This is a genomic window from Streptomyces caniscabiei (genome assembly GCF_014930365.1).
In the GTDB taxonomy this organism is placed as follows: Bacteria; Actinomycetota; Actinomycetes; order Streptomycetales; family Streptomycetaceae; genus Streptomyces; species Streptomyces caniscabiei.
Genome location: NZ_JABXWI010000017.1, coordinates 30,272 through 52,951, shown reverse-complemented (window position 1 = coordinate 52,951; position 22,680 = coordinate 30,272). Strand labels below are relative to the sequence as shown.

Annotated in this window: 8 protein-coding genes and 1 pseudogene; all 9 read left to right on the top strand. The window is 68.0% G+C overall.

The genetic code is table 11. The features are described from left to right. The first annotated feature begins 478 nt into the window (after positions 1 to 478). The 9 genes and pseudogenes from HW837_RS37345 to HW837_RS37310 all read left to right on the top strand — a co-directional run bounded on the left by HW837_RS37345 (position 479) and on the right by HW837_RS37310 (position 22,662). The gene (locus HW837_RS37345) at positions 479 to 1,084 is read left to right on the top strand and encodes a hypothetical protein (RefSeq protein ID WP_237270553.1); all 606 of its coding nucleotides are present in this window, start codon (positions 479 to 481) and stop codon (positions 1,082 to 1,084) included. Beyond that, entirely contained in the window at positions 1,081 to 1,779 is a 699-nt protein-coding gene (locus HW837_RS37340) for a hypothetical protein (RefSeq protein WP_093789298.1), read from the top strand. Before HW837_RS37345 ends, HW837_RS37340 begins: the two co-directional genes overlap by 4 nt. Beyond that, positions 1,779 to 6,530 carry a putative T7SS-secreted protein gene (locus HW837_RS37335; protein WP_193379985.1) on the top strand — a complete coding sequence of 1,584 codons (4,752 nt, stop codon included), beginning with the start codon at positions 1,779 to 1,781 and terminating at the stop codon, positions 6,528 to 6,530. Before HW837_RS37340 ends, HW837_RS37335 begins: the two co-directional genes overlap by 1 nt. Before the next feature lie 465 nt (positions 6,531 to 6,995). Then, positions 6,996 to 7,433 carry a hypothetical protein gene (locus tag HW837_RS49125; RefSeq protein WP_199819165.1) on the top strand — a complete coding sequence of 146 codons (438 nt, stop codon included), beginning with the start codon at positions 6,996 to 6,998 and terminating at the stop codon, positions 7,431 to 7,433. Continuing rightward, positions 7,434 to 7,637, top strand: a pseudogene (locus HW837_RS37330) (transposase); the annotation flags it as partial. 1,069 nt (positions 7,638 to 8,706) lie between these two features. Further along, complete coding sequence (locus HW837_RS37325) at positions 8,707 to 15,021, top strand: protein kinase domain-containing protein (RefSeq protein WP_193379986.1); 6,315 nt, start codon at positions 8,707 to 8,709, stop codon at positions 15,019 to 15,021. 29 nt (positions 15,022 to 15,050) lie between these two features. Beyond that, complete coding sequence (locus HW837_RS37320) at positions 15,051 to 18,068, top strand: helicase-related protein (RefSeq protein ID WP_193379987.1); 3,018 nt, start codon at positions 15,051 to 15,053, stop codon at positions 18,066 to 18,068. Further along, positions 18,068 to 22,153 (top strand): Eco57I restriction-modification methylase domain-containing protein, encoded by a 4,086-nt coding sequence (locus HW837_RS37315; protein WP_193379988.1) that lies wholly within the window; start codon positions 18,068 to 18,070, stop codon positions 22,151 to 22,153. The genes HW837_RS37320 and HW837_RS37315 overlap by 1 nt, the downstream gene beginning before the upstream one ends. Next, a complete protein-coding gene (locus HW837_RS37310) occupies positions 22,150 to 22,662 on the top strand; it encodes a hypothetical protein (RefSeq protein ID WP_045558029.1) in 513 nt (170 codons plus the stop codon). The genes HW837_RS37315 and HW837_RS37310 overlap by 4 nt, the downstream gene beginning before the upstream one ends. The last annotated feature ends 18 nt before the right edge of the window (positions 22,663 to 22,680 follow it).

The window sequence follows — 22,680 nt, the reverse complement described above, 5'->3', positions numbered from 1 at the left end:
TCTCCTCGCTGTGCGCGTCATCGAAGCTGTGGGCGGTGGGCGCGTCGGGCGCCGCCACATGCTTCGCCGGCCCCGGCCCTCGGGCGGCTTCGGCACACTGCCCAACTCGGTCGTCCCGGCCCCGCTCTCGGCCGGAAGCTCACCGCGGCCCTTGAGCGACCCGTCGTTGCCACCCTTGGCGCTGCGTCCGTGGCTTCGGCGGAGGCCTTGTGGCTGCGCCCCGCCGCGCTCCCCCACTTCTGGTCGGGGGCGATTCCCGTGGAGGCGTTCCCTGAAGGGTCAGCTGCCATGACAGCGTGCTCCGTTCCCGCCGGCACAGCCATGCGGCGAGCGACGGAGACGACAAGACAACAAGCGGACGTGCCGGACGCACGGGCCCCCACCGACCGCGCCGACGACGCCGGTTGCCAGTGACACATCTCTGCGGCAAAGGCTTTGGCGTTGCAGCTCGCAGAGCGTCGATGCGATGATCGCGCACATGTCCGATCACGGGGGAGACGGTGGAGCGGCGGAGGGTACGCGCCGGTCCAGGATCTACGACTACCTGGAGCCGACCGCCCCGGCGGAGCCGGCCGAGGCTACTCCCCCGCCCCCGCTTGAACCCGCTCCGGACACCGCTTTCGCGCAGCCTGCCACGGACCGGACCGCCATCGACTACCGCCGTCATCGGCGCGAAGCCGCCGCACTGCTTGGTGAGTTCCGGCGTACGGCGGTCCTGGTGCCCCTGTCGACGGACGGTGCTCCGCTCACCGGGGAGTTCGGCGGTATCCGCTGGATCTACACCTTCTCGGACGAGCCCGCACTGGCCCGATTCGCCATCGCAAGGGGCGAAGACGCACGGGAGTGGACGTACGACGGTGTGTTGGGCGCCCGGCTGCTGGACGTGGCGATCCCGGCGATGCCGGTGCCGTACGGAGTGGCGCTGGACGTAGGCAGCGAGGGTCAGGGCGCGCTGTTCCCGCCGGTCATGGGAATCGTGCCGGACTCGGCAGCACTGGACGTGGACGCAAGCGCTGACGCAGCCGCAGCCGCAGCCGCGAATCACTTGAACAAGATCGCCCCGAACGGGAAGTTGGCTCGATGAACGACGGCGGGGGCGGCGGAGGTGGCGGAGGTGAGGGCAAGGACCTTCAGGTGGAAGGCCTTGCCCTGATCACCGAGGGCATCAACCTGGCCATGTCGGAACTCCGTGAACTCGGCATGGTCGGCGAGGCGAGCGTGGGCCGCGGTTTCTCCGATCTGGCCCTGTCCGGTCTGGAGTTGGGACACGGGGGGCTGACGTCGGCGCTCGACACCTTCTGTGAGCGCTGGGAGTGGGGCGTGCGCGCCCTGATTCTGGAGGGAAGCGCCTTCGCGGATGCGGTGGGTCTTGCGGCGGGAACGTTCCACGAGACCGAGCAGTACATCGACGGCACCTTCAAGATCGCGGCGAACTCGGTGATGGGCAACCCGCACCTCGGCGAGGACCAGGTCACCCAGATGTCCTGGAGCGAGATCGGCGACAACCACATGTTCGCCACCTCCGACTGGAGCGCGGAGTCCTGGGAGCGGGCACAGGGGAACGTCGACCAGGCCTGGAACGACACCCAGCGTGACGTGATGACCTCCCCCGTCCTCCAGAACGGACCGGTCGACCCGCAGGCATCGATGGGCATGACCGACCAGCAGTACGAGGCATGGCTGGACCAGCAGTACGGCCCCTCGCGCGAAGAGCGTGAACAGGCGGCCCAGGCCGGGGCGGACGAGAACCAGCGAGGCGGAGGCGGGGGCGCGGGCTGATGGGCGGCTGGATCCCGGACGGCGTGGGCGACAAGCTCGCGGGCGCCGCCAACACGGTCGTCGGCAAGGCCGAAGAGGTCTACGACGACGGCAAGAAGCTCGTCGGCGAAGGCATCGACAAGGGCACCGACTACGCAGGCGAACGCCTTGAGGACATGGGCCTCAAGGGCGTCGCGGACAAGGTGGAGGACTGGGGCGACGGCGCCGCGTCCGCCCTGGGCGCCACCCCCGGAGAACAGCAGCTCGGCGAGACCGAGCAGGCGAACGAACTGATCCACGGCCATGCCGCCCGCATCCAGGAGAGCGCCAAGCACCTCAAGGACTTCCACACGGCCTTCGACAAGGTCGGCGACGGCATGCGCAAGCTGGACTCCTCCCACTGGAAGGGCCAGGCCGCAGACACCTTCCGCGAGAAGTTCGCCATGCACCCCAAGAAGTGGATGCGCGCGGCGGACGCCTGCGACAAGGCCGCCAAGGCGCTGGACGCGTACGCGGACACGGTCAAGTGGGCGCAGGGCCAGGCCCAGGACGCCATCGACGCCTACAAGGCGGGCATGAAGGCGTCCAGGACGGCGGTGGACGCGTACAACACCAAGGTCGACGCCTACAACGCCAAGGTGAAGGCCGGTGAGGAACCCGGCCCCAAGCCACCGGAGTTCAGCGACCCCGGCAAGGCGGACATCGCCCGCGCCCACGAGCTCCTCAAGGAGGCCCGCCGACAGCGCAACGAGGCCGCCCGCACCGCCACCACCTCGGTCAGGGCCGCCCTGGAGCACGCCCCCGCCGAACTACCGCCCGCCCTCAAGCTGGCCGCCGACATCACCGACTACGGGGCAGCGCAGAGCACCGAGCTGCTCCATGTCGCCGGCGGCGTCGTCAAGGGCGGTGCGGGCATCATCACGTTCGGCCGCAGCATGAACGCCCTCGACCCGTACAACATCGCCCACCCGGCCGAGTACTACCAGAACGTCAACATGACGCTCGCGGGGCTCACGTCGACGGTGGCCCATCCGGACCGGGCTCTCAAGGACGCCTGGCAGTCCGCCAAGAAGGACCCGTCCGAGTTCACCGGCCGCGCCATCCTCGACCTCCTCGGCACCAAGGGGGCGGGGGCCGCGCGCGGGGCGGTGACGGGCGGGATCAAGGGCACGCTCAGACACACCGTCGAGGACGTGCTCGAGTCGGGAAGGAAACCGGACGTGTCGGCGCGAGAAAGCGTCAGCGACGGCCCCGGCCGGGACTCGCGCCAGCCCGACGCGGTGGAATCGCGGGGCTCCGACCCGATCGACTTCGCCACCGGCCGGATGTACCTCCCGCAAACAGACGTGACGCTGCCGGGCGCCCTTCCGCTGGTGTTCAGACGCCGCGTCGAGTCGGGCTACCACCTGGGCAAGTGGTTCGGTCCGTCCTGGTCCTCCACCGTCGACCAACGCCTGGAGATCGACTCCGAGGGCGTCATCTTCCTCACCGAGGACGGCCTGCTCCTCGCCTATCCCCACCCCGCGCCGGGCGCCCCGACCCTCCCGAGCCACGGCCCCCGCTGGCCCCTGGAACGTGAGGACGGCGGCTACACGGTCACCGACCCCGGTACCCGCCGCACCTGGCACTTCACCGACCGCCGGGACGATCTGGCCGTCCTCGAACAGATCGACGACCGCAACGGCAACTGGCTCACCTTCGAGTACGACGCTGAAGGCACGCCGCTCGGCATCGTCTCCAGCGCCGGATACGACGTGCGGATCACCACCGAGGCGGGCAGGGTCACGGCACTCCGCCTCACCGCGGGTGACCAGGAACTGAAGCGCTACGGCTACACGGACGGCAACCTCACCGAGGTCGTCAACTCCTCCGGCCGCCCCCTCCGCTTCACCTACGACGACGCCGGCCGCGTCACGTCCTGGACCGACACCAACGACTGCGCCTACTCGTACGAGTACGACGACCAGGACCGCTGTGTCGCAGAGGGCGGCACGGACGGCCACATGACCCTGCGCGTCTCGTACGGCGCCGCAGACCCCGACACGGGCCTGCGCGTCACGACCACCACGACCGGCGAGGGCCACACCCGCCGCTTCGTCGTCAACGAGGCGTGGCAGGTGGTCGCCGACATCAACCCCTTGGGCGCGGTCACCCGCTACGAACGGGACCGCTACAACCGCCTGCTGTCCCGGACGGACCCCCTGGGCCACACGACCACCTTCCGCTACGACGAGGCAGGCAATCCCACCGCCGTCACACGCCCTGACGGCCGCGAGGCAAGAGCCGAGTACAACGACCTCGGCCTGCCGACACGGGTGGTCAACCCGGACGGCACGGTGAACCGCCAGACGTACGACGAACGCGGCAACCGCACATCGGTGACCGCCCCCACAGGGCTCACCACCCACTTCATCCACGACGACGCGGGCCGGCTCACCGCCGTCACCGACGGTCGCGGCCACACGACTTCGATCCGCTGCGACCCCGCCGGTCTCCCCTTGGACATCACGGACCCCCTCGGCGCGGTCACCCGCTACGAACGTGACCCCTTCGGCAGACCCGTCACCATCACGGACCCGACGGGCGCGGTGACCCGGCTGGAGTGGACGGTGGAAGGCCACCTCGCCCGGCGCACGTCCGCCGACGGCACCACGGAGTCGTGGACGTACGACGGCGAGGGCAACTGCACCACCCACACCGACCCGATCGGCGGCGTCTCCCGCTTCGAATACACCCACTTCGACCTTCTGACAGCCCGCACAGGCCCGGACGGCGTACGCCACGAATTCGAGCACGACCGGGAGCTGCGGCTGACGAAGGTCACCAACCCCCAGGGCTTGAGCTGGAGTTACGAGTACGACCCGGCAGGCTCTCTGATCGCCGAGACCGACTTCGACGGCCGCACCCTCTCCTACGAACACGACGCGGCGGGCCGTCTGCTCTCCCGCACGAACACGCTCGGCCAGGTGGTGTCGTTCGAGCGCGACGCCCTGGGCCAGGTGCTCCGCAAGGACGCGGCGGGCGACGTCACGACATACGCGTACGACATGACGGACCAGCTCGCCCAGGCGACGGGCCCCGACGGTACGACCCTGACGATCCTGCGCGACCGGTTCGGCCTGGTGCGCTCGGAAACCGTGGACGGCCGCGAACTGACACACCGGTACGACGATCTGGGCCGTCGAACAGGACGCACGACCCCGACCGGCGTGACAACGACCTGGGCGTACGACGCAGCGGGCCGCCGCACCGGGATGACAGCCTCGGGCCGCACCATCGACTTCACCTACGACGAGGCCGGCCGCGAACTGACCCGCCACATCGGCGAGACTGTCGCCCTTGCGCACACGTTCGACCCCATGGGCCGCCTGACGACCCAGGACGTCAGGGCAGCGGACGACCGCTCAGTCCAGCACCGCGCATACACCTACCGCGCCGACGGCAACCTGACCGGCATCGCCGACCGGCTCTCCGGCACGCGCCGCTTCGACCTCGACGCGGCAGGCCGTGTAACGGCGGTCCACGCGGCCGACTGGACGGAGACATACGCCTACGACGAGGCGGGAAACCAGACCACGGCGTCCTGGCCGTCCAACCACCCCGGCCAGGAGGCCACCGGCCCCCGCGCCTACACGGGCACCCGCATCACGCGCGCGGGAGGCGTCCGCTACGAACACGACGCGTTGGGCCGCATCACCCTCCGCCAGAAGACCCGCCTGTCCCGCAAACCGGACACGTGGCGGTACGAGTGGGATGCCGAGGACCGCCTGACGTCGGTGACGACCCCGGACGGCACGCGCTGGCGGTACACGTACGACCCGCTGGGCCGCCGTACGGCGAAACTCCGCCTGTCGGACGACGGCGAAACAGTGGTCGAGCACGCCGTCTTCACCTGGGACGACACCACCCTCTGCGAACAGACCGCCACATCTCCGACCCTGCCCAACCCGGTCACCCTCACCTGGGACCACCAGGGCCTGCGCCCCCTCACCCAGATCGAACGAATAGCGGCGGCGGACGCCCCACAAGAAGAGATCGACTCCCGCTTCTTCGCCATCATCACCGACCTGGTCGGCACGCCCACCGAACTCGTCGACGAACAGGGCGAGATCGCCTGGCGGACGCGAAGCACCCTGTGGGGGACGACCGCCTGGGCAGCGGACAGCACCACCTACACGCCCCTACGCTTCCCGGGCCAGTACCACGACCCGGAAACGGGCCTGCATTACAACTACTTCCGCCACTACGATCCCGAGACTGCTCGCTACCTGACCCCCGACCCTCTTGGGCTCTCGCCCGCACCCAACCCTGCCTCCTACGTCTACAACCCTCATACGCGTTCTGATTCCCTCGGTCTTGCACCGGATTACCCTGCAGGCGAAGCGGGTCGAGATATATTTGATTTCAGAGAGGCGAATCCGAATTTCCCCGCCAGCGAAGCAGCGACCGCGGCCATGCGATCTGCACCGATCGGCGGGAACATCGACTGTTCCGAGATTGCCGCATACATCCTCCGAGAAACTGGAGGAGAGGGGAAAATTATCAATTTCACCTCACGCAACGATCCTATTATCAACATCCCCGAAGATGGGGGACAAATGGTGACCGAATATCGCTATCATGATGTTTACACAGACGGGCGATATGTATACGACCCAGCAATGCGTTCGGATCCGATCCCGTACGGCGACTACGAACGAGCCATCCGATTGCTGAACCCAGGAAAGAAGCTCATCACCCAAGACGGAGGGTACTCAGGCCCTCTCTGGTAATGATTTGAATGGATTTCTTATGTCGACCCGCAGCGTGCGTGCGATGCAAGTACTCAGCAGGTTTGGAGAACTTGCCTGGTTTTCCCTGCCTTCGGAGAAACATCCCGTGTACGGTTACCCGCAGGTACCGTACATGGGGTGGCGCTACAAATCTACTCAAGAATACGTCGCACGCCTCATCGAAGATGCCGTAGGAGCACTTCCAACAAAAGTCGAATGGACACTTGACAGGACAAGAAAAAATTGGCTCCTGGTTCCGACGCGAATTCTGCGCGAAGCGAATGGGCTCGATAGCCCAGCATTCGCCAACGTTGTCCACTCCGTAAACACTCAGGACCACGAATTTTGTTCCAGGGCACTATCGGATCTTGACCTCATCCTCCAGCGCTTGGAGCAGGTCCCGATCCCGAAAGAATGACCAGCTAGCCAATGATTGGAATAAAGTTCTGGAACGGAAGAAGGGACATGACCAGAACGGTCAAGTATTGCCTGCGCAGCCCCAGTGGCGGACTGGCTGCCAACCTCACCGCACATGCACGACCTTCCACCAAATCAGATCCACCGGACGTGCAGATCCACGGCAACGTACGCCTTGCTCTGCCACCCGGCGGACTGCACTGGAAAGATCTCGCATGGCTATCCTTCGGCGTCGCTCTCAATGCACCGGAATTGACCAGGAGGTTTCCTCAGGGAATCACTATCCAAGTCACCTCGATCGAAGCGCCGTTGAGCGACTACCGCTCCGAAGTTGCAGCGCTGGCAATAAATCTGTGGTTGCGCGAAGAGTTCGAAATTCCCTTCAACAACGTCGACGCGAAATTCAACCCATCGTCCGGGGATTACGAATTCAGATGGAACGATGAGAAAGACCCCTTCTCCGACCCTTTGAACGAGCCACGTTAGATCCGCCGCCGCACCGACGTCGTCGATATCCTCCCCGACCGCACCGCCGTGATCCGGCTCGTCGGCGCGGTCCTGGCCGAGCAGAACGACGAGTGGACCGAGGCTCGCCGCCACACGGGCCGCGAGTTGCTGGCCAAGGCCCGCCTCCACCCGATCGAGTCGGAAACCGACGAGACCACCCTGCCGACCGAACTCACCGCATAGCCTCAAAACGAGATCACCGAGTGGCAGTCGATACACCACTCCAGCAGTCGTCGAACGACAGGTTCGCGTAGGGGTCGGGCTCCCCGGTCCACAGGTCCAGCCCTTCGTCCCGGAGTCGTTGCTCGTGTCCACCGCTGATGAACCTTGGTGTCAGGTTCCCCCACAAGGTCGCATCACTCAGTGGACAGTCGTCGAACTCGCGATAGAAGTGGCCGCAGAGGAATCCGGTGGGGCCGCACTCCTCCTGGGGCACGAGCGTGGTGTCGATGCCCTTCCAGCTCCCGTCCTTCGAACGGAAGTTGACGGGATCGCTGTAAAAGCGCGTGGTGTGGGTGCCGTCCGCATTGACGAACGTGCGTTCCCGCTCCTTGCGCTTGCCCCCTGATCTCCTTGCTGCGCTCGTCGTCGAAGCCGTCGGCGGTGGGCGCGTCGGGCGCCGCCACCTCCTTCGCCGGTCCCGGCTCCGGTGGCTGCGGCGTGGCGCCCAGATCGGTGGTTCCTGGCCCGGCTCTCGGCCGGAAGCTCACCGCGGCCCTTGAGCGGCCCGTCGTTGCCACCCTTGGCGGACGCAGCCGCGTCCGTGGCTTCGGCGGAGGCCTTGTGACCGCGCCCCGCCGCGCTGCCCCACTTCTGGTCGGGGGCACATCCCGTGGAGGCGTTCCCTGAACGGCCGGCTGCCGCGACGGCGCGCTCGGACGCACGGGCCCCCACATCAATGATCAAGAGTCAGAGGCTTTATGGACATGTCCGCAGAGCGCACACAAGACACCGCATTGCAATGATGAAGTGGTAATGGGCACGTCATAATTGGCGACGAACCGCACCGCAACGGCCAGGTGTCGTCGGTGGCCACCGCAACCGCAAAGCGGTCTACCACTTCACGACGACCCCAGTAGAACTGCGTTGACGATGTCAACGAGCGTACACCTATTGCAATCGGATCACATCGTGTACGGTGACGAATACCTCACTGTCCGTTCTGACACCATGGGCCGTGCGGCGCAAGAGTCAGGGGGCGCGTTCCGGTTCGGAAGCGCGAGAACGTGAGCAGTAGGCAGAGGAGCGGGCAGTGAGCCACCAGCTCGTCGACGGCAGATTCCGCATCAGCCGGGTCATCGGCAGAGGCAACATGGGGGAGGTCCACCTGGCCGAGGACCTGCTGGCTCCCGAAGGTTCGTCCGAGCGCACCGTCGCCGTGAAGACGATCCTGCGTCGCCGCACCGGAGGCCGGATCGACACCGGCAGTGACACCAAGGCCGTGGAGCGCTTCGCCCGCGAGGTGGGCATCATGCAGACGCTGCGGGATCACCCCAATCTCACCCGCCTCGTCGCAGGCGGAATCGCCGCGGACTGTGACGATCTGCCCTACCTGGCGATGGAGTTCCTGCAGGGTGAGTCGCTGCGCGACCTCATCGAGGAGGAGCCGCAGCTCCCGGTCGCCTGGGTCGCCGCCATCGGCGCCCAGATCGCGGCGGGACTCGCCGCCGCGCACGCGCAGGGCGTGGTTCACCGGGACCTGAAGCCCGCCAACGTCATGCTCACGCGGGGCGGCACCGTCAAGGTGCTCGACTTCGGCATGGGCAGCATCGTCGACGACCCGGACCAGACCCGTCTGACGAGCACGGGTGTCAGTGTGGGCACGGCCCGCTACATGGCCCCGGAGCAGTGCCAGGCCAAGCAGGTGACCCAGGCCGCCGATCTCTACGCGCTGGGCTGCGTGCTGTACGAGATGCTGGTCGGCGTTCCGCCGTTCACGAGCGAGTCCGCGTACGAGCTCGCCGAGCGGCATGTCCACCAGGAGCCCAGCCCCGTCCGTGCGATCCGCGGCGAGGTCCCCGCGGAACTCGCCCGTCTCCTCGACCGCCTGCTGGCCAAGGACCCGGCGAACCGCCCTGCGGACGCGGTGACCGTACGGGACGCCCTGCTCCCCCTTGCCATAGCGCCCGACGACACCAGCCTGGTCCCCTCGTGGAGCGAGCGGGATCCGACCCTCCCCCTGCGCGAGGCCGCCCCGGCCCCCGTGACCGCCCCACCGCAGCAGCCCGTCCCGGTGACCGGCTCCGGCGCCGGCATGGACGTCTTCGGGGTCCACCAGGCCCTGATCCGCGACTATCGCTCCTTCACCGAGGGCGGCACCGTCATCCGCGACGAGCGCATCAAGGCGTACGTCGAGAAGGACCTGGACGACAAGTCCCAGTGGCCGAACCCCTGGCTGTCGCTCAACCCGTTCTTCCAGGGCGGCGGCACCGTGGTCGAACTCGCCCAGCAGAAGGTGCTGCACCCCGAGTGCGCCCGCGTCTTCCAGGCGAAGAAGACCGAGGGCGGCACCGTCTGCGACGGCCGGCCGCTGCTCCTGCACCGGCATCAGCGCGACGCCATCGACGCCGCCGCCTCCGGGGCCTCGTACGTCCTGACGACCGGCACCGGCTCCGGCAAGTCGCTCTCCTACATCGTCCCGATCGTCGACAAGGTGCTGCGCGAGCGCGACGAGGAGGGCCCGAACACTCCGAAGCGCGTGCGGGCGATCATCGTGTATCCGATGAACGCGCTCGCCAACAGCCAGCTGCGGGAGCTGGAGAAGTTCCTGCGCGACGGCTACGGCGCGGGCCGCGAGCCGGTCACCTTCGCCCGCTACACGGGCCAGGAGGACGACGCCAAGCGCAAGGAGATCCGGGACAACCCGCCGGACATCCTGCTCACCAACTACGTGATGCTGGAGCTGATGCTGACCCGTCCGGCCGACCGGGCGAGCCTCATCACCATGGCGCGGGGCCTTGAGTTCCTCGTCTTCGACGAACTGCACACCTACCGCGGCCGCCAGGGCGCCGACGTCGCCCTGCTGATCCGCCGGGTCCGCGAGGCCTGCCAGGCGGAGAACCTGCAGTGCATCGGCACGTCGGCCACCATGTCGACGGAGGGCACGCTGGCGGACCAGCGGCAGGTGGTCGCCGGTGTGGCGAGCACACTGTTCGGCACTAGGGTCCGCCCCGAGCACGTCATCGGCGAGACCCTGGTCCGCGCGACCGGCGAGGCACCCGCCACCGTACCGGCCGAACGCCTCACCTCTGCCGCCCCGCGCGCCTACGACGACCTGGCGCGCGACCCGTTGGCCCGCTGGATCGAGGACCGCTTCGGCCTCGTCGAGGACGAGACCACGGGCCGCCTCGTACGTCGGCCGCCGACCCAGATCGAGGTCGCGGCACGGGAGTTGCACGAGACGTCGGGCGTCGACGAGGAGAGTTGCGCGGAAGCGATCCGCGCCACCCTGGAGGCTGGCTCCCAGGCACTCAACCCCCGCAACGAGCGGCCGCTGTTCGCGTTCCGCCTGCACCAGTTCCTCTCCAAGGGCGATACCGTCTACGTCACCCTGGAGAAGAAGTCCTCCCGCCACCTGACCCGCTCCTACCAGCTCGAACAGCCTGGCAGCGGCGGCAAGTCGCTGATCCCGCTGGCGTTCTGCCGGGAGTGCGGCCAGGAGTACCTGACGGTGTGGCGTACGGAGAAGGACGGCGAAGTCCGCTACGAGGCCCGCCGCGACACCTCGGCGACCGGCGGCCGGCAGGGCGACGGCTACCTCTACGTCGATCACGAGCGCGAGTGGCCGTCCAACACGCAGTACGCGGTGGACGACCGCCGACTGCCCGAGTCCTGGCTGGAGTTGGACGACAAGGGCCAGGAGGTAGTCAAGCGCGCCTACCGCGACCGGGTGCCGAAGTCCGTCACCGTAGACGCGTGCGGCCGCGAGGGCCGGGGCGAGCTGAAGGCCGCGTTCATCCCCTCGCCCTTCCTGTTCTGCCTGCACTGCGGTGTGGCGTACGAGCAGACGCGCGGCCGGGACTTCGCCAAGCTGGCGACGCTGGACCAGGAGGGGCGCTCCTCCGCGACCTCGCTGGTCTCGGCGTCGATCGTCCGCTCGCTGAAGTCGGTGCCCGCGGAGGCCCTCGACAAGAAGGCTCGCAAACTCCTCACGTTCGTCGACAACAGGCAGGACGCCTCCCTCCAGGCCGGCCACTTCAACGACTTCGTGCAGATCACCCAGCTGCGCGGGGCGCTGTACCGGGCGGCCCTGGACGCCGGAGACGACGGCCTCCACCACGAGGAGCTGGCCTCGGCGGTGACCAACGCTCTGGCCATCTCCCCCGCCGACTACACCGGCGAGAGCGACCTGCCGCCGTCGCTGGCCCGCAACGCGGCCCGCACGCTGCGGGACGTGGTCGCCTTCCGGCTCTATCTCGACCTGGAGCGTGGCTGGCGCATCACCATGCCCAACCTGGAGCAGACGGGCCTGCTGGAGATCGACTACGAGGACAGGGACTGGGTCGCCGCCAGGCAGGACCGCTGGGAGGGCACGCACCAGGCGCTGCGGGACGCCGACCCGGCGCTGCGTGCCGAGATCATGAAGGCGCTCCTGGACGAGATGCGCCGCTCCCTCGCCATCGACGTGTCGTACTTCCGTGACGACGCCTTCGACTCCCTCCAGCGCGCGAGCGAGGAGCGGCTGGTCGACCCGTGGGTGCTGTCCGCCGCCGACAAGCCGCGGGTCGGCACCGCCTTCCCGCACCCGTCCCGGCCCGGCACGGACCGTTCGAGCCTCTTCCTGTCGGCACGCGGCAAGTTCGGCAAGTACCTGCGGCGCACGGACCGTACCTTCCGCGATCTGGACCAGGACGACCTGCAGCTGATCATCACTGATCTGTTGAAGGTCCTCACCAAGGCGGGCCTGGTGAAGGAGGTGGAGGCCGCCCCGCAGCGCGTCGGCCGCTTCCGCAGGGCGTCGTCGACGACCACGACCGGCTACCGCGTGGCCGCCCAGTCGCTGGTGTGGCACGCCGGCAAGGGCGAGTCGGGCGCGCACGACCCGCTGACCCGCACCTACCAGAGCGGTGACGGCCCGCGCATCAACACCTTCTTCCTCAAGCTGTACCGGGAGACCGCCGACGCCCTGTCCGGCCTGTACGCCCGCGAGCACACCGCCCAGGTGTCGCCGGAGGACCGTGAGGCACGCGAAGAGGCCTTCCGCAAGGCGGAGTTGAAGCTCCTGTACTGCTCCCCGACGATGGAGCTGGGCGTCGACATCTCCGAGCTCAACGCGGTGATGATGCGCAACGTGCCGCCCACCCCGGCCAACTACGCCCAGCGTTCCGGCCGCGCGGGCCGCAGCGGCCAGCCCGCGCTGGTCACGACGTACTGCGCGACGGGCAACAGCCACGACCAGTACTACTTCCGCCAGCCCTGGCGCATGGTGGCGGGCGCGGTGGCCCCGCCCCGCCTGGACCTCGCCAACGAGGACCTGGTCCTCTCCCACCTCCAGGGCATCTGGATCGCCGAGGCCGGCCTGCGCCTCGGCCGCTCCATCCCCGAGGTGCTCGACGTGTCGTACCCGGACTCCGGCGACCGCCCGGACCCGGCCCTCCACCTCCTGCCGGACATCCGCGACGCGGCGCTCGACGACGGCGCACAACGACGCACGGTGAACGCGGCGCTGCGCGTCCTCGGCCCCCTGTTCAGGGACTTCGCGGACACCACGTGGTGGCACGACGACTGGATCGACGACAAGGTGCGGACGGTCGCCGAGCGCTTCGACCGGGCCTTCGACCGCTGGCGCAGCCTGTTCCGGGCCGCCCTGGACGACCAGTACGTCCAGAACCGGCGCCGCCTCGACTACAGCCTCACCGAGGGCGACCGCAACCGCGCCAACGCCCGCCGCCGCGAGGCCGAGACCCAGCTGAACCTGCTGATGAACGAGAGCGTCGACAGCAAGTCGGTCCTCTCCGACTTCAACCCCTACCGCTACCTGGCCTCCGAGGGCTTCCTGCCCGGCTACAGCTTCCCGCGCCTGCCGCTCGCCGCGTACATCCCGACGATCGGCCGCCGCCGCGGCGACGGCGACTACCTCCAGCGCCCCCGCTTCCTCGCCATCCGCGAGTTCGGGCCCGGCGCGCTCATCTACCACGAGGGCGCCCGCTACCAGGTCACCCGCATCCAGCTGCCCCCGGACTCCTCCGGCGAGCTGACCACGGGCGAGGCCCGCCGCTGCGCGCACTGCGGCTATCACCACGAGCCCAAGGAACGCGAGGACCGCTGCGGCTTCTGTGACGAGACACTGGGCGCGGCGACGTACGGCCTGCTGCACCTGCACACCGTGTACACCACCCGCCGCGAGCGGATCTCCTCGGACGAGGAGGAGCGGCGCCGGGCCGGCTTCCGGCTGGAGACCTCGTACCGCTTCCACGACCACGGCATCCGCAAGGGCCGCCTCAACGCGACGATCGCCGACCCGGACGGGCAGCTGGCGCGGATCACCTACGGCGACTCCGCGACGGTCCGCATCACCAACACCGGCCGGGTACGCGCCCGCACGGACGAGCCGCCGGGCTACTGGCTGGACCTGGCCGACGGCCGCTGGATGAACGACAAGGACGCCTCCGAGGCGTCCGGCGACTCCAGCGAGCTGCCGCTGGTGGACGCCGACGGCAACGAGCGGCGCCGCAAGAAGCGGGTCATCCCGTTCGTCGAGGACCGCCGCAACATTGTCGTCGTCACCCTCGACGAGGCGCTGCCCGAACCGATCGCGCTCACCCTGATGTACGCCCTGGAGCGGGGCATCGAGGCCGCGTTCGAACTGGAGGACGCCGAGCTGTCCAGCGAGCTGCTGCCGCCGGACGACGGCCCGAGGCGCCGCATTCTCTTCATGGAGGCGGCGGAGGGCGGCGCCGGCGTACTGCGCCGCCTCCAGGCCGAGGACGACGCCCTCGCCAAGGCGGCCCGCCGCGCCCTGGAGATCTGCCACTTCTCGGCGGACGGCAAGGACGAGGGCGACGAGGAGCACCGCCCGGGACGGGCCTGCGCGCTCGGCTGCTACGAGTGCCTCCTCACCTACGGCAACCAGCTCGACCACGCCCAGATCAACCGGCACACCGTGGCCGCGCTGCTGGTGCGGTTCGCTTCGGCGACGGCGCGGCGGGAGTCGCGCGGCGAGTCCCGGTCGGAGCAGTACCGGCGGCTGCTGGCCGAATCCCCGGCCCCATCCCCCGACCGGTCCCCGGCCGCTCCCACGGCCGTCGAGGCGGCGGCCGCCGAACTGGCGGCACAGGGCGACTTCCTGGGCTGGGCCAAGGCGCGCGGTCTGCGCCTGCCGGACGAGAAGGACGTGTTCCTGACGGAGGCGAACGCGGCACCGGACTTCGTGTACCGGCTGCCGGGCGCCAGCGTCGCGGTGTTCGTGGACGGCCCCGACACCGAGACGACCGCGCTGCGCGACGCCGACGCCGAGGAGCGGCTGTTCGACGCCACCTGGGACGTGGTCCGCTTTCCGCACGGCGGTGACTGGGACGTCATCGCCGCCGCCCACCCCCGCTACTTCGGCTCACCGGCCGCCAACTAGCCTCTGGCAAGAAGGACTTGACGATCGTTATGGCATTCACGTTCTCAGCCGGATCTCTGGTGAAGGCCCGTGGCCGCGAGTGGGTGGTACTCCCCGAGAGCGAGCCCGACCTTCTCGTCCTGCGCCCGCTCGGCGGTTCGGACGATGACATCGCGGCGGTGTTCCCCTTCGAGCCCGTCGAGGAGGCCCGCTTCGCCCCGCCGGAGCCGTCCGACCTCGGCGACCAGCGGGCGGCGGGACTGCTGCGTACGGCCCTGCGGGTGGGCTTCCGCTCGGGCGCGGGCCCGTTCCGCTCGCTGGCGGGCATCGCGGTGGAGCCGCGCGCGTACCAGTTGGTGCCGCTGCTGATGGCGCTGCGCCAGAAGACGGTCCGCATGCTGATCTCCGACGACGTCGGTATCGGCAAGACGATCGAGGCGGGCCTGATCGCGAGCGAGATGCTGGCGCAGGGCGAGGCGAGCGGCCTGGCGGTGCTCTGCTCCCCCGCTCTGGCCGAGCAGTGGCAGCAGGAGCTGCGGAGCAAGTTCGGCATCGACGCGGAGCTGGTCCTGTCCTCGACGGTGTCGCGCCTGGAGCGGGGCCTGGACCTGGGCCAGTCCCTCTTCGACCGCTACCCGAACGTGATCGTGTCGACGGACTTCATCAAGTCCACCCGCCACCGCGACGACTTCGTACGCCACTGCCCCGACCTGGTGATCGTCGACGAGGCACACACGTGCGTGGCGGCCGACGACACTTCCGCGAGCGCCCAGAGCCAGCTCCGCTACGAGCTGCTGCGCCGGGTGGCGGAGGACGCCGAGCGGCATCTGCTGCTCGTGACGGCGACCCCGCACAGCGGCAAGGAGTCGGCGTTCCGGAACCTGCTCGGCCTGGTCAAGCCGGAGCTGGCGCACGTGAACCTGGAGTCGGAGGCGGGCCGGAAGCTGCTCGCCCAGCATTTCGTGGCCCGCAAGCGCGCGGACGTACGCCAGTACCTCACCAAGGAGGACGGCCTCGCGGACGACTCCCTCGCCGAACGCACCGCCTTCCCCTCGGACCGCTACTTCAAGGACGAGACGTACAAGCTGTCCCCCGAGTACCGGGCCCTGCTGGACGACGCGATCGACTACGCGAGCGAGCGGGTCGAAGCGGCCGGCGGGCAGGGCAAGCGCGAGGCCCGTATCGCCTGGTGGTCCGCGATCGCGCTGCTGCGCTCGCTGGTGTCCTCCCCGGCGGCCGCCGCGCAGACCCTCACGACCCGTTCGGCGGCGGCGATCGCGGCGTCGGCGGAGGAGGCCGACAAGCTGGGCGCCCCGCTGAACAGCGACGCGGCGGACAGCGACGCGCTGGAGGGCATGGACGTGGCGCCCGGCGCGGAGACGGACGAGGGGCCGGGCTCGGGGACGGCCGGGGGCCCCGTGAAGTCGCAGCTGGCTGAACTGGCCGAGCTGGCAGCGCAGTTGAAGGGCCCGGAGAAGGACCTCAAGCTGAAGGCGCTCATCAAGCACCTCAAGGCGTTGCTGGCCGACGGCTACAACCCGATCGTCTTCTGCCGCTACATCCCGACGGCCAAATACCTGGCGGAGCAGCTCGCGAACGACCCGGAGACCAAGAAGCGCGGCCCGCTGGGTGCGAAGACGGTCGTCAAGGCGGTCACCGGCGAGCTGTCGCCACAACAGCGCATCGAGCGGATCGAGGCGCTGGCGGCGGAGGCCGGCGAGGACGCGGCAGCCCGCAGGGTGCTGATCGCGACGGACTGTTTGTCGGAGGGCGTGAACCTCCAGCACTACTTCGACGCCGTCGTCCACTACGACCTGGCCTGGAACCCCACCCGCCACGACCAGCGTGAGGGCCGCGTCGACCGCTACGGCCAGCGCCGCGACGAGGTCCGCGTCATCACTCTCTACGGCGACGACAACGGCATCGACGGCAAGGTCCTGGAGGTGCTCATCAAGAAGCACCGCCAGATCAAGAAGGACCTCGGCATCTCGGTCTCCGTCCCCGACGAGCTGTCGACGGGCGTGACGGACGCGATCGTGGAGTGGCTGCTGATGCGCGGCCGGGAGAACGAGGACGCCTTGTTCAGCGCGGACGCGTTCAAGGTGAGCACGGCGAAGCTCGACAGCGACTGGAACTCGGCGGCGGAACGCGAACGGCAGTCCCGCTCCCGGTTCGCCCAGCGGTCCATCCACCCGGAGGAGGTGGCCCGCGAGGTCGCCTCGATCCGGGAGGCGCTGGGCGGGGCGGGCGAGATCCGTACGTTCGCACGGGAGGCGTTGGGCGCGCTGGGTGCGGTGCTGCGGGGCGCCGACGGCGGTGGCCGCGAGTCCGGGTCCGGGTCCGGGGACTTCACCGCCCAGGTAGGCGGTACCCCGGCGGGCCTGCGGGACGCGCTCGCGCCGGTGGTGGGCGCGGAGGTCGTGGAGAAGGACCGCGAGATCCCCTTCCGCGGCGACCCGGCGGTGGCACGCGGCGAGGCGGCCTTGGTCCGCACGGACCCGGTGGTCGGCGCCCTCGCGTCCCACGTCCTCAACGCCGCCTTGGACACCCAGGCGGAGGGCGCCCGCCCGGCCCGCCGCTGTGGGGTGATCACCACGGACGCGGTCAGCACGAGGACGACACTGCTGCTGGTCCGCTACCGCTTCCACCTGACGCTGCCGTCGCGCAGTGGCGAACGCCAACTGGTGGCAGAGGACGCGCGACTGCTGGCCTTCGAGGGCGCCCCGAAGAACGGTGCGTGGCTGACACCGGACCAGGCGACGGCCCTCCTGGACGCGACGGCGTCGGAGAACACCGACCCACACTTCGGCGAGCGCACGATGACCCGCATCCTCGGCCAACTGTCCGACGTGAACGGGTACTTGGAGTCGTACGGCGACGAGCTGGCTGCCGAACTGGACGCGGCCCACCGCCGCGTGCGGGCCGCTTCGGGCGAGATCGTCCGAGGCCTGTCGGTCACGGCCCAGAAGCCGGCGGACATCCTCGGCGCGTACGTCTACCTGCCCGCAACCACCGCAGCTACTGCCGCTACGACTGCCGCCTCTGTCTCGGTTGGAGTGTCCGCCTGATGTCCGCCACCACCCGCAACCAGGTGTTCACCGCCGTCCACACGGTCGGAGGGCTGCTGCCGGCCGACATGCTGGTACGGATCTCCGAGGGCAAGGACGTCCCCGGTTCCAAGCCCGCCGACTACGGCCTGCCGTCGTCCCGTTCGGTGCGCGACGAGGCCGAGCGAAGTTGGGAGTACCTCAAGCCGCTGTGGCGTGAGCTGCGCAAGCGCCTGCCGGAAGACCGGGACACGGGTGTACCGGCGAGCGACCCCACCGGGCTCGCGGAGAACGACTGGCTGACCCCCCTCTGGCGGGAACTGGGCTTCGGCCGCCTGACGCACATCGGCGCGGCGGGCATCACCGCCGACTCCGACGCGGAGAAGAAGTTCCCCGTCTCCCACCGCTGGCACCACGCCCTCATCCACCAGACGGCATGGAACGCCGAGCTGGACCGCCGCCCCGGCGGGGCAGGCACGGTCCCGCCGCAGTCGATGCTCCAGGAGTGCCTGAACCGCACGGAGTCCCACCTGTGGGGCGTCCTGACCAACGGCCGTCAGGTCCGCCTCCTCCGCGACTCCAGCGCTCTCGCCACAGCGTCGTACGTGGAGTTCGACCTCGAAGCGATCTTCGACGGCGAACTGTTCAGCGAGTTCGTGCTGCTGTACCGGCTGCTGCACGCGTCGCGCTTCGAGGTGGCGGAGGGCGGGGCGCCCTCGGGCTGCTGGCTGGAGAAGTGGCGCACCGAGGCCATCGCGTCGGGCACGCGCGCCCTGGACCAGCTCCGCAAGGGCGTGCAGGCGGCGATCACCGCGCTGGGCACGGGCTTCCTGCGGCACCCGGAGAACGGGGCACTGCGGGAGGACGTCCGCCCGAAGGCCCTCCAGGCCGCGCTGCTGCGCATGGTGTACCGCCTGCTCTTCGTCTTCGTCGCCGAGGACCGCGACGCACTGCTGTCGCCGGGCGCGGACGGCATCGCGCGCGAGCGCTACGAGACGTACTTCTCGTCGGCGAGGCTGCGGGCGCATGCGAGGAAGCGCCGGGGCACGGCCCACAGCGACCTGTACGAGGCGCTGCGCATCGTCCTGACGGCACTCGGCGACGAGAAGGGCCGCCCCGAACTGGGCCTGCCCGGCCTCGGTGGCCTGTTCAACGACACGGAGGCGGACGCCCCGCTGCGCGACCTGAAGCTCTCGAACGAGGCTCTGCTGACGGCCGTACGGCATCTGTCGCAAGTCCGGGACGGCAGCTCGGGCCGCTGGCGGGCGGTGGACTACCGGCATCTGGACGCGGAGGAACTGGGCTCGGTCTACGAGTCCCTGCTGGAGCTGGAGCCGAAGTACAGCGCGGCCGACCGCACGTTCGCGCTTGTCGAGGTGGCGGGCAACACCCGTAAGACGACGGGTAGTTACTACACGCCGTCGTCGCTGATCGAATGCCTGCTGAACTCCACGCTGGACCCGGTGATAAAGGATGCCGTCCAACGTGGTGAGGAGGAGGCGGCGCGAACGGGCGCGGCCGATCCGGCGGATGCGATCGTCAATGAGCTGCTCTCCTTGACGGTCTGCGACCCGGCCTGCGGCTCCGGACACTTCCTGGTCGCGGCGGCCCGCCGCATCGCCAAGCAGGTCGCGGCTGTCCGGGAACGCAACCCGGAGCCCACACTGGACGCGGTACGCCACGCCCTGCACGAGGTCGTCGCCCGCTGCATCTACGGCGTCGACCTCAACCCCATGGCGGTGGACCTGGCCAAGGTGTCCCTGTGGCTGGAGGCCCTTGAGCCGGGCAAGCCGCTGAGCTTCCTCGACGCGCACGTCAAGCACGGCAACGGCCTGATCGGCGCCACGCCCAAACTGCTCCGCGACGGCATCCCCGACGAGGCGTTCATCGCGACCGAGGGCGACGACAAGAAGCACGCGAAGGCCCTGGAGAAGATCAACCAGCAGGAGCGGGTGGGCCAGGGAAGCCTGTTCGACCTGGGCGGGGAGGCGGTGAACGTCGCCAACACCGCGTTCGCCAGCGGGTTGCGCTCCATCACGCTGACCCAGGCGGAAGAACTGACCGACGTACGCCGGCAGGAGGACGCGTACGAGAAGTGGACGGGCTCGTCGGACTACCAGCGTGCGCTGCGCGTGGCTGACGCCTGGTGCGCGGCGTTCGTGTGGCTCAAGACGCCGGAGGCGCCACGGCCGGTGACGTACGCGGTGTTCAAGGCGCTGGAGGATCCGAGTGGCCAGGGGGTGGCTGAGGAGACCAAGACCGAGATCATTCGGCTGCGTAAGCAGTTCTCCTTCTTCCACTGGCACTTGGAGTTCCCTGAGGTGTTCTCCGTGCCGGAGGACGGGCGGGGTGTATCGCCGGACACCGGTTGGGCGGGGGGCTTCGACTGTGTCGTGGGCAATCCGCCGTGGGACAGCGTGGAGTTCAAGGAGCAGGAGTTCTTTGCGCAGCGTGTACCAGAGATCGCGGAAGCATCCCGTACGGCTGTACGCAAGAAGATGATCGAGGCACTCAAGGACTCACCGGATACAGAGTCGCTGTACGAGGAGTTCGAGGCAGGTAAGCGGAAGGTTTACGCCGAGAGTCACTTCCTGCGGCGGTCGGGCCGAGTGCCGCTCACGGGGCAGGGGAACCTCAACACGTATGCCGTTTTCACGGAGACGGACCGGATACTGCTCGGACCGAAGGGGCGGGCCGGGGTGATCGTCCCGACTGGTATCGCCACGGACGCGCGGACGCAGCATTTCTCCGGGGATCTGGTGCGGCGTGGGGCGATTGCGGCGCTGTACGACTTCGAGAACGCATTGCCCCTCTTCCCCGGCGTGCACCGTTCGTTCAAGTTCAGCATCCTGTCGCTGGTCGGCCGTTCCCTTCACGTACCGGCGGCTCGATTTGCGTTCTTCTTGCAGGACCCTGCCGAACTGGACGACACGGATAAGGTATTCCCGCTGACGCCGGAAGAGATCGAACTTCTAAACCCTAACACCGGGACACTTCCAGTGTTCAGGTCTCGTCGCGATGCCAATATTGCGATCCGGATTTATCGCCGCGTCCCAGTTCTCATCAAGGAGGGCGCACCGAAGGGAAACCCGTGGGGCCTGTCATTCTTGCGCATGTTTGACATGTCGCACGAATCCGCGCTCTTTCGTAGTCGAACAGAACTTGAGAGCGACGGATGGACTGGCCGCGGTAACGCGTTTACACAGGAATCGTCGATCATGCTTCCTCTGTATGAGGCTAAGATGGTCGATTTCTTCAACCATCGAGCTGCAGATGTAGTGCAAAGTGGCACAGCCAAGCAGCGGCAGAATCAACCGCGCTACCTGACCTCAGAGGACCTGCAGGTAAGGTCGCGCGTAGTCATGCCCAGCAATTGGGTATCCAGCCGTGACGTCGCACGGAAGGTCGAATCTCGATCCTGGAAAAAGGACTGGTTTATCGGCTGGAGAGATGTGACCAGCCCAACCAATGAGAGGACAGTAATTGTCAGTGCGATCCCAATGGCTGCGGCGGCAAATAGCCTACCCGTATCTCTATTGTCAGAGGAGCACGCCCGTCAGGCAGGTTCCTTCATTTCCTGCCTGAGCTCCTTCGTTCTAGATTTCGCGGCGCGATTGAAGGTGGGCGGGCTGCATCTAAATTTCTTTATTTGCAATCAACTCCCGGTGCTTCCACCTCAGTCGCTAGCGTGCCATGGCTCCTTCATTAAGCAGCGATTCCTGGAGCTTTGCTACACGGCTGACGACATGGCGTCGCTTGCTCATGAATTGGGGGACTCAAGCACGCCCTTCCTGTGGGACGAAGCGCGCCGTGAGGTCATCCGAATTGAGCTCGACGCCCTTTTCTTTCATCTCTACGGAGTGTCCCGTGAAGACGTCGACTACATCCTCGACACCTTCCCAATCGTCCGCCGCAAGGACGAGGCCAAGTACGGCACGTACCGCACCAAGGAACTGATCCTCGCCGAGTACGACCGCATGGCCGCTGCCGGCCTCACCCTGGAGAACCCACTCGTCGAAGGCGGGAACTACACCTCCACCCTCACCCCGCCCCCGGGCCACGGCCCCCGCCACCCGGCAAAAACTCCGGACGGACGCACCGCATGAAATACAAAGACGAAGACTCGATCAAGCAGGCACTTGGAATCGACTCCTGGAGACACCTCTCCAAGGACAAGATGATCAGGTTCGTGGCCATGATGCCCGACATGAGCACCGAGGTGGCCCTGAAAATCGTTGAGCAGTTTCCTACGTTCAAGGATTTCGCCTCGAAGGTTATAGATGCAATAAAGAGCTCGCATGAGTCCACGCTCTCGGCTAATCAGCAGAGCCAAGAATACGTACATCGAGCCTTCCAGGATCTCAGAGATACCATCAAGAATGAACTCGACAAGGGTGATTTGACAGGGGAACAAAGGATACGACTCATCGAGAAAATGCAGGAAGCGGTAAGGGAGCAGTCCCTGAAGGACAGCGAGAACAAACGCTTCTTGGATGGGGCGCTCAAGAAAGTTGCGGTGCTCGGTGGCGCCGCACTCGCCTTGGGCGTGGCCTTTGTCGGCGGCAGGGTAATGGCGGAGAGCAAAGACAGTCCTGAAGACGGCCTGGAGGCTTGACCCTCGCCCTCACCCGGC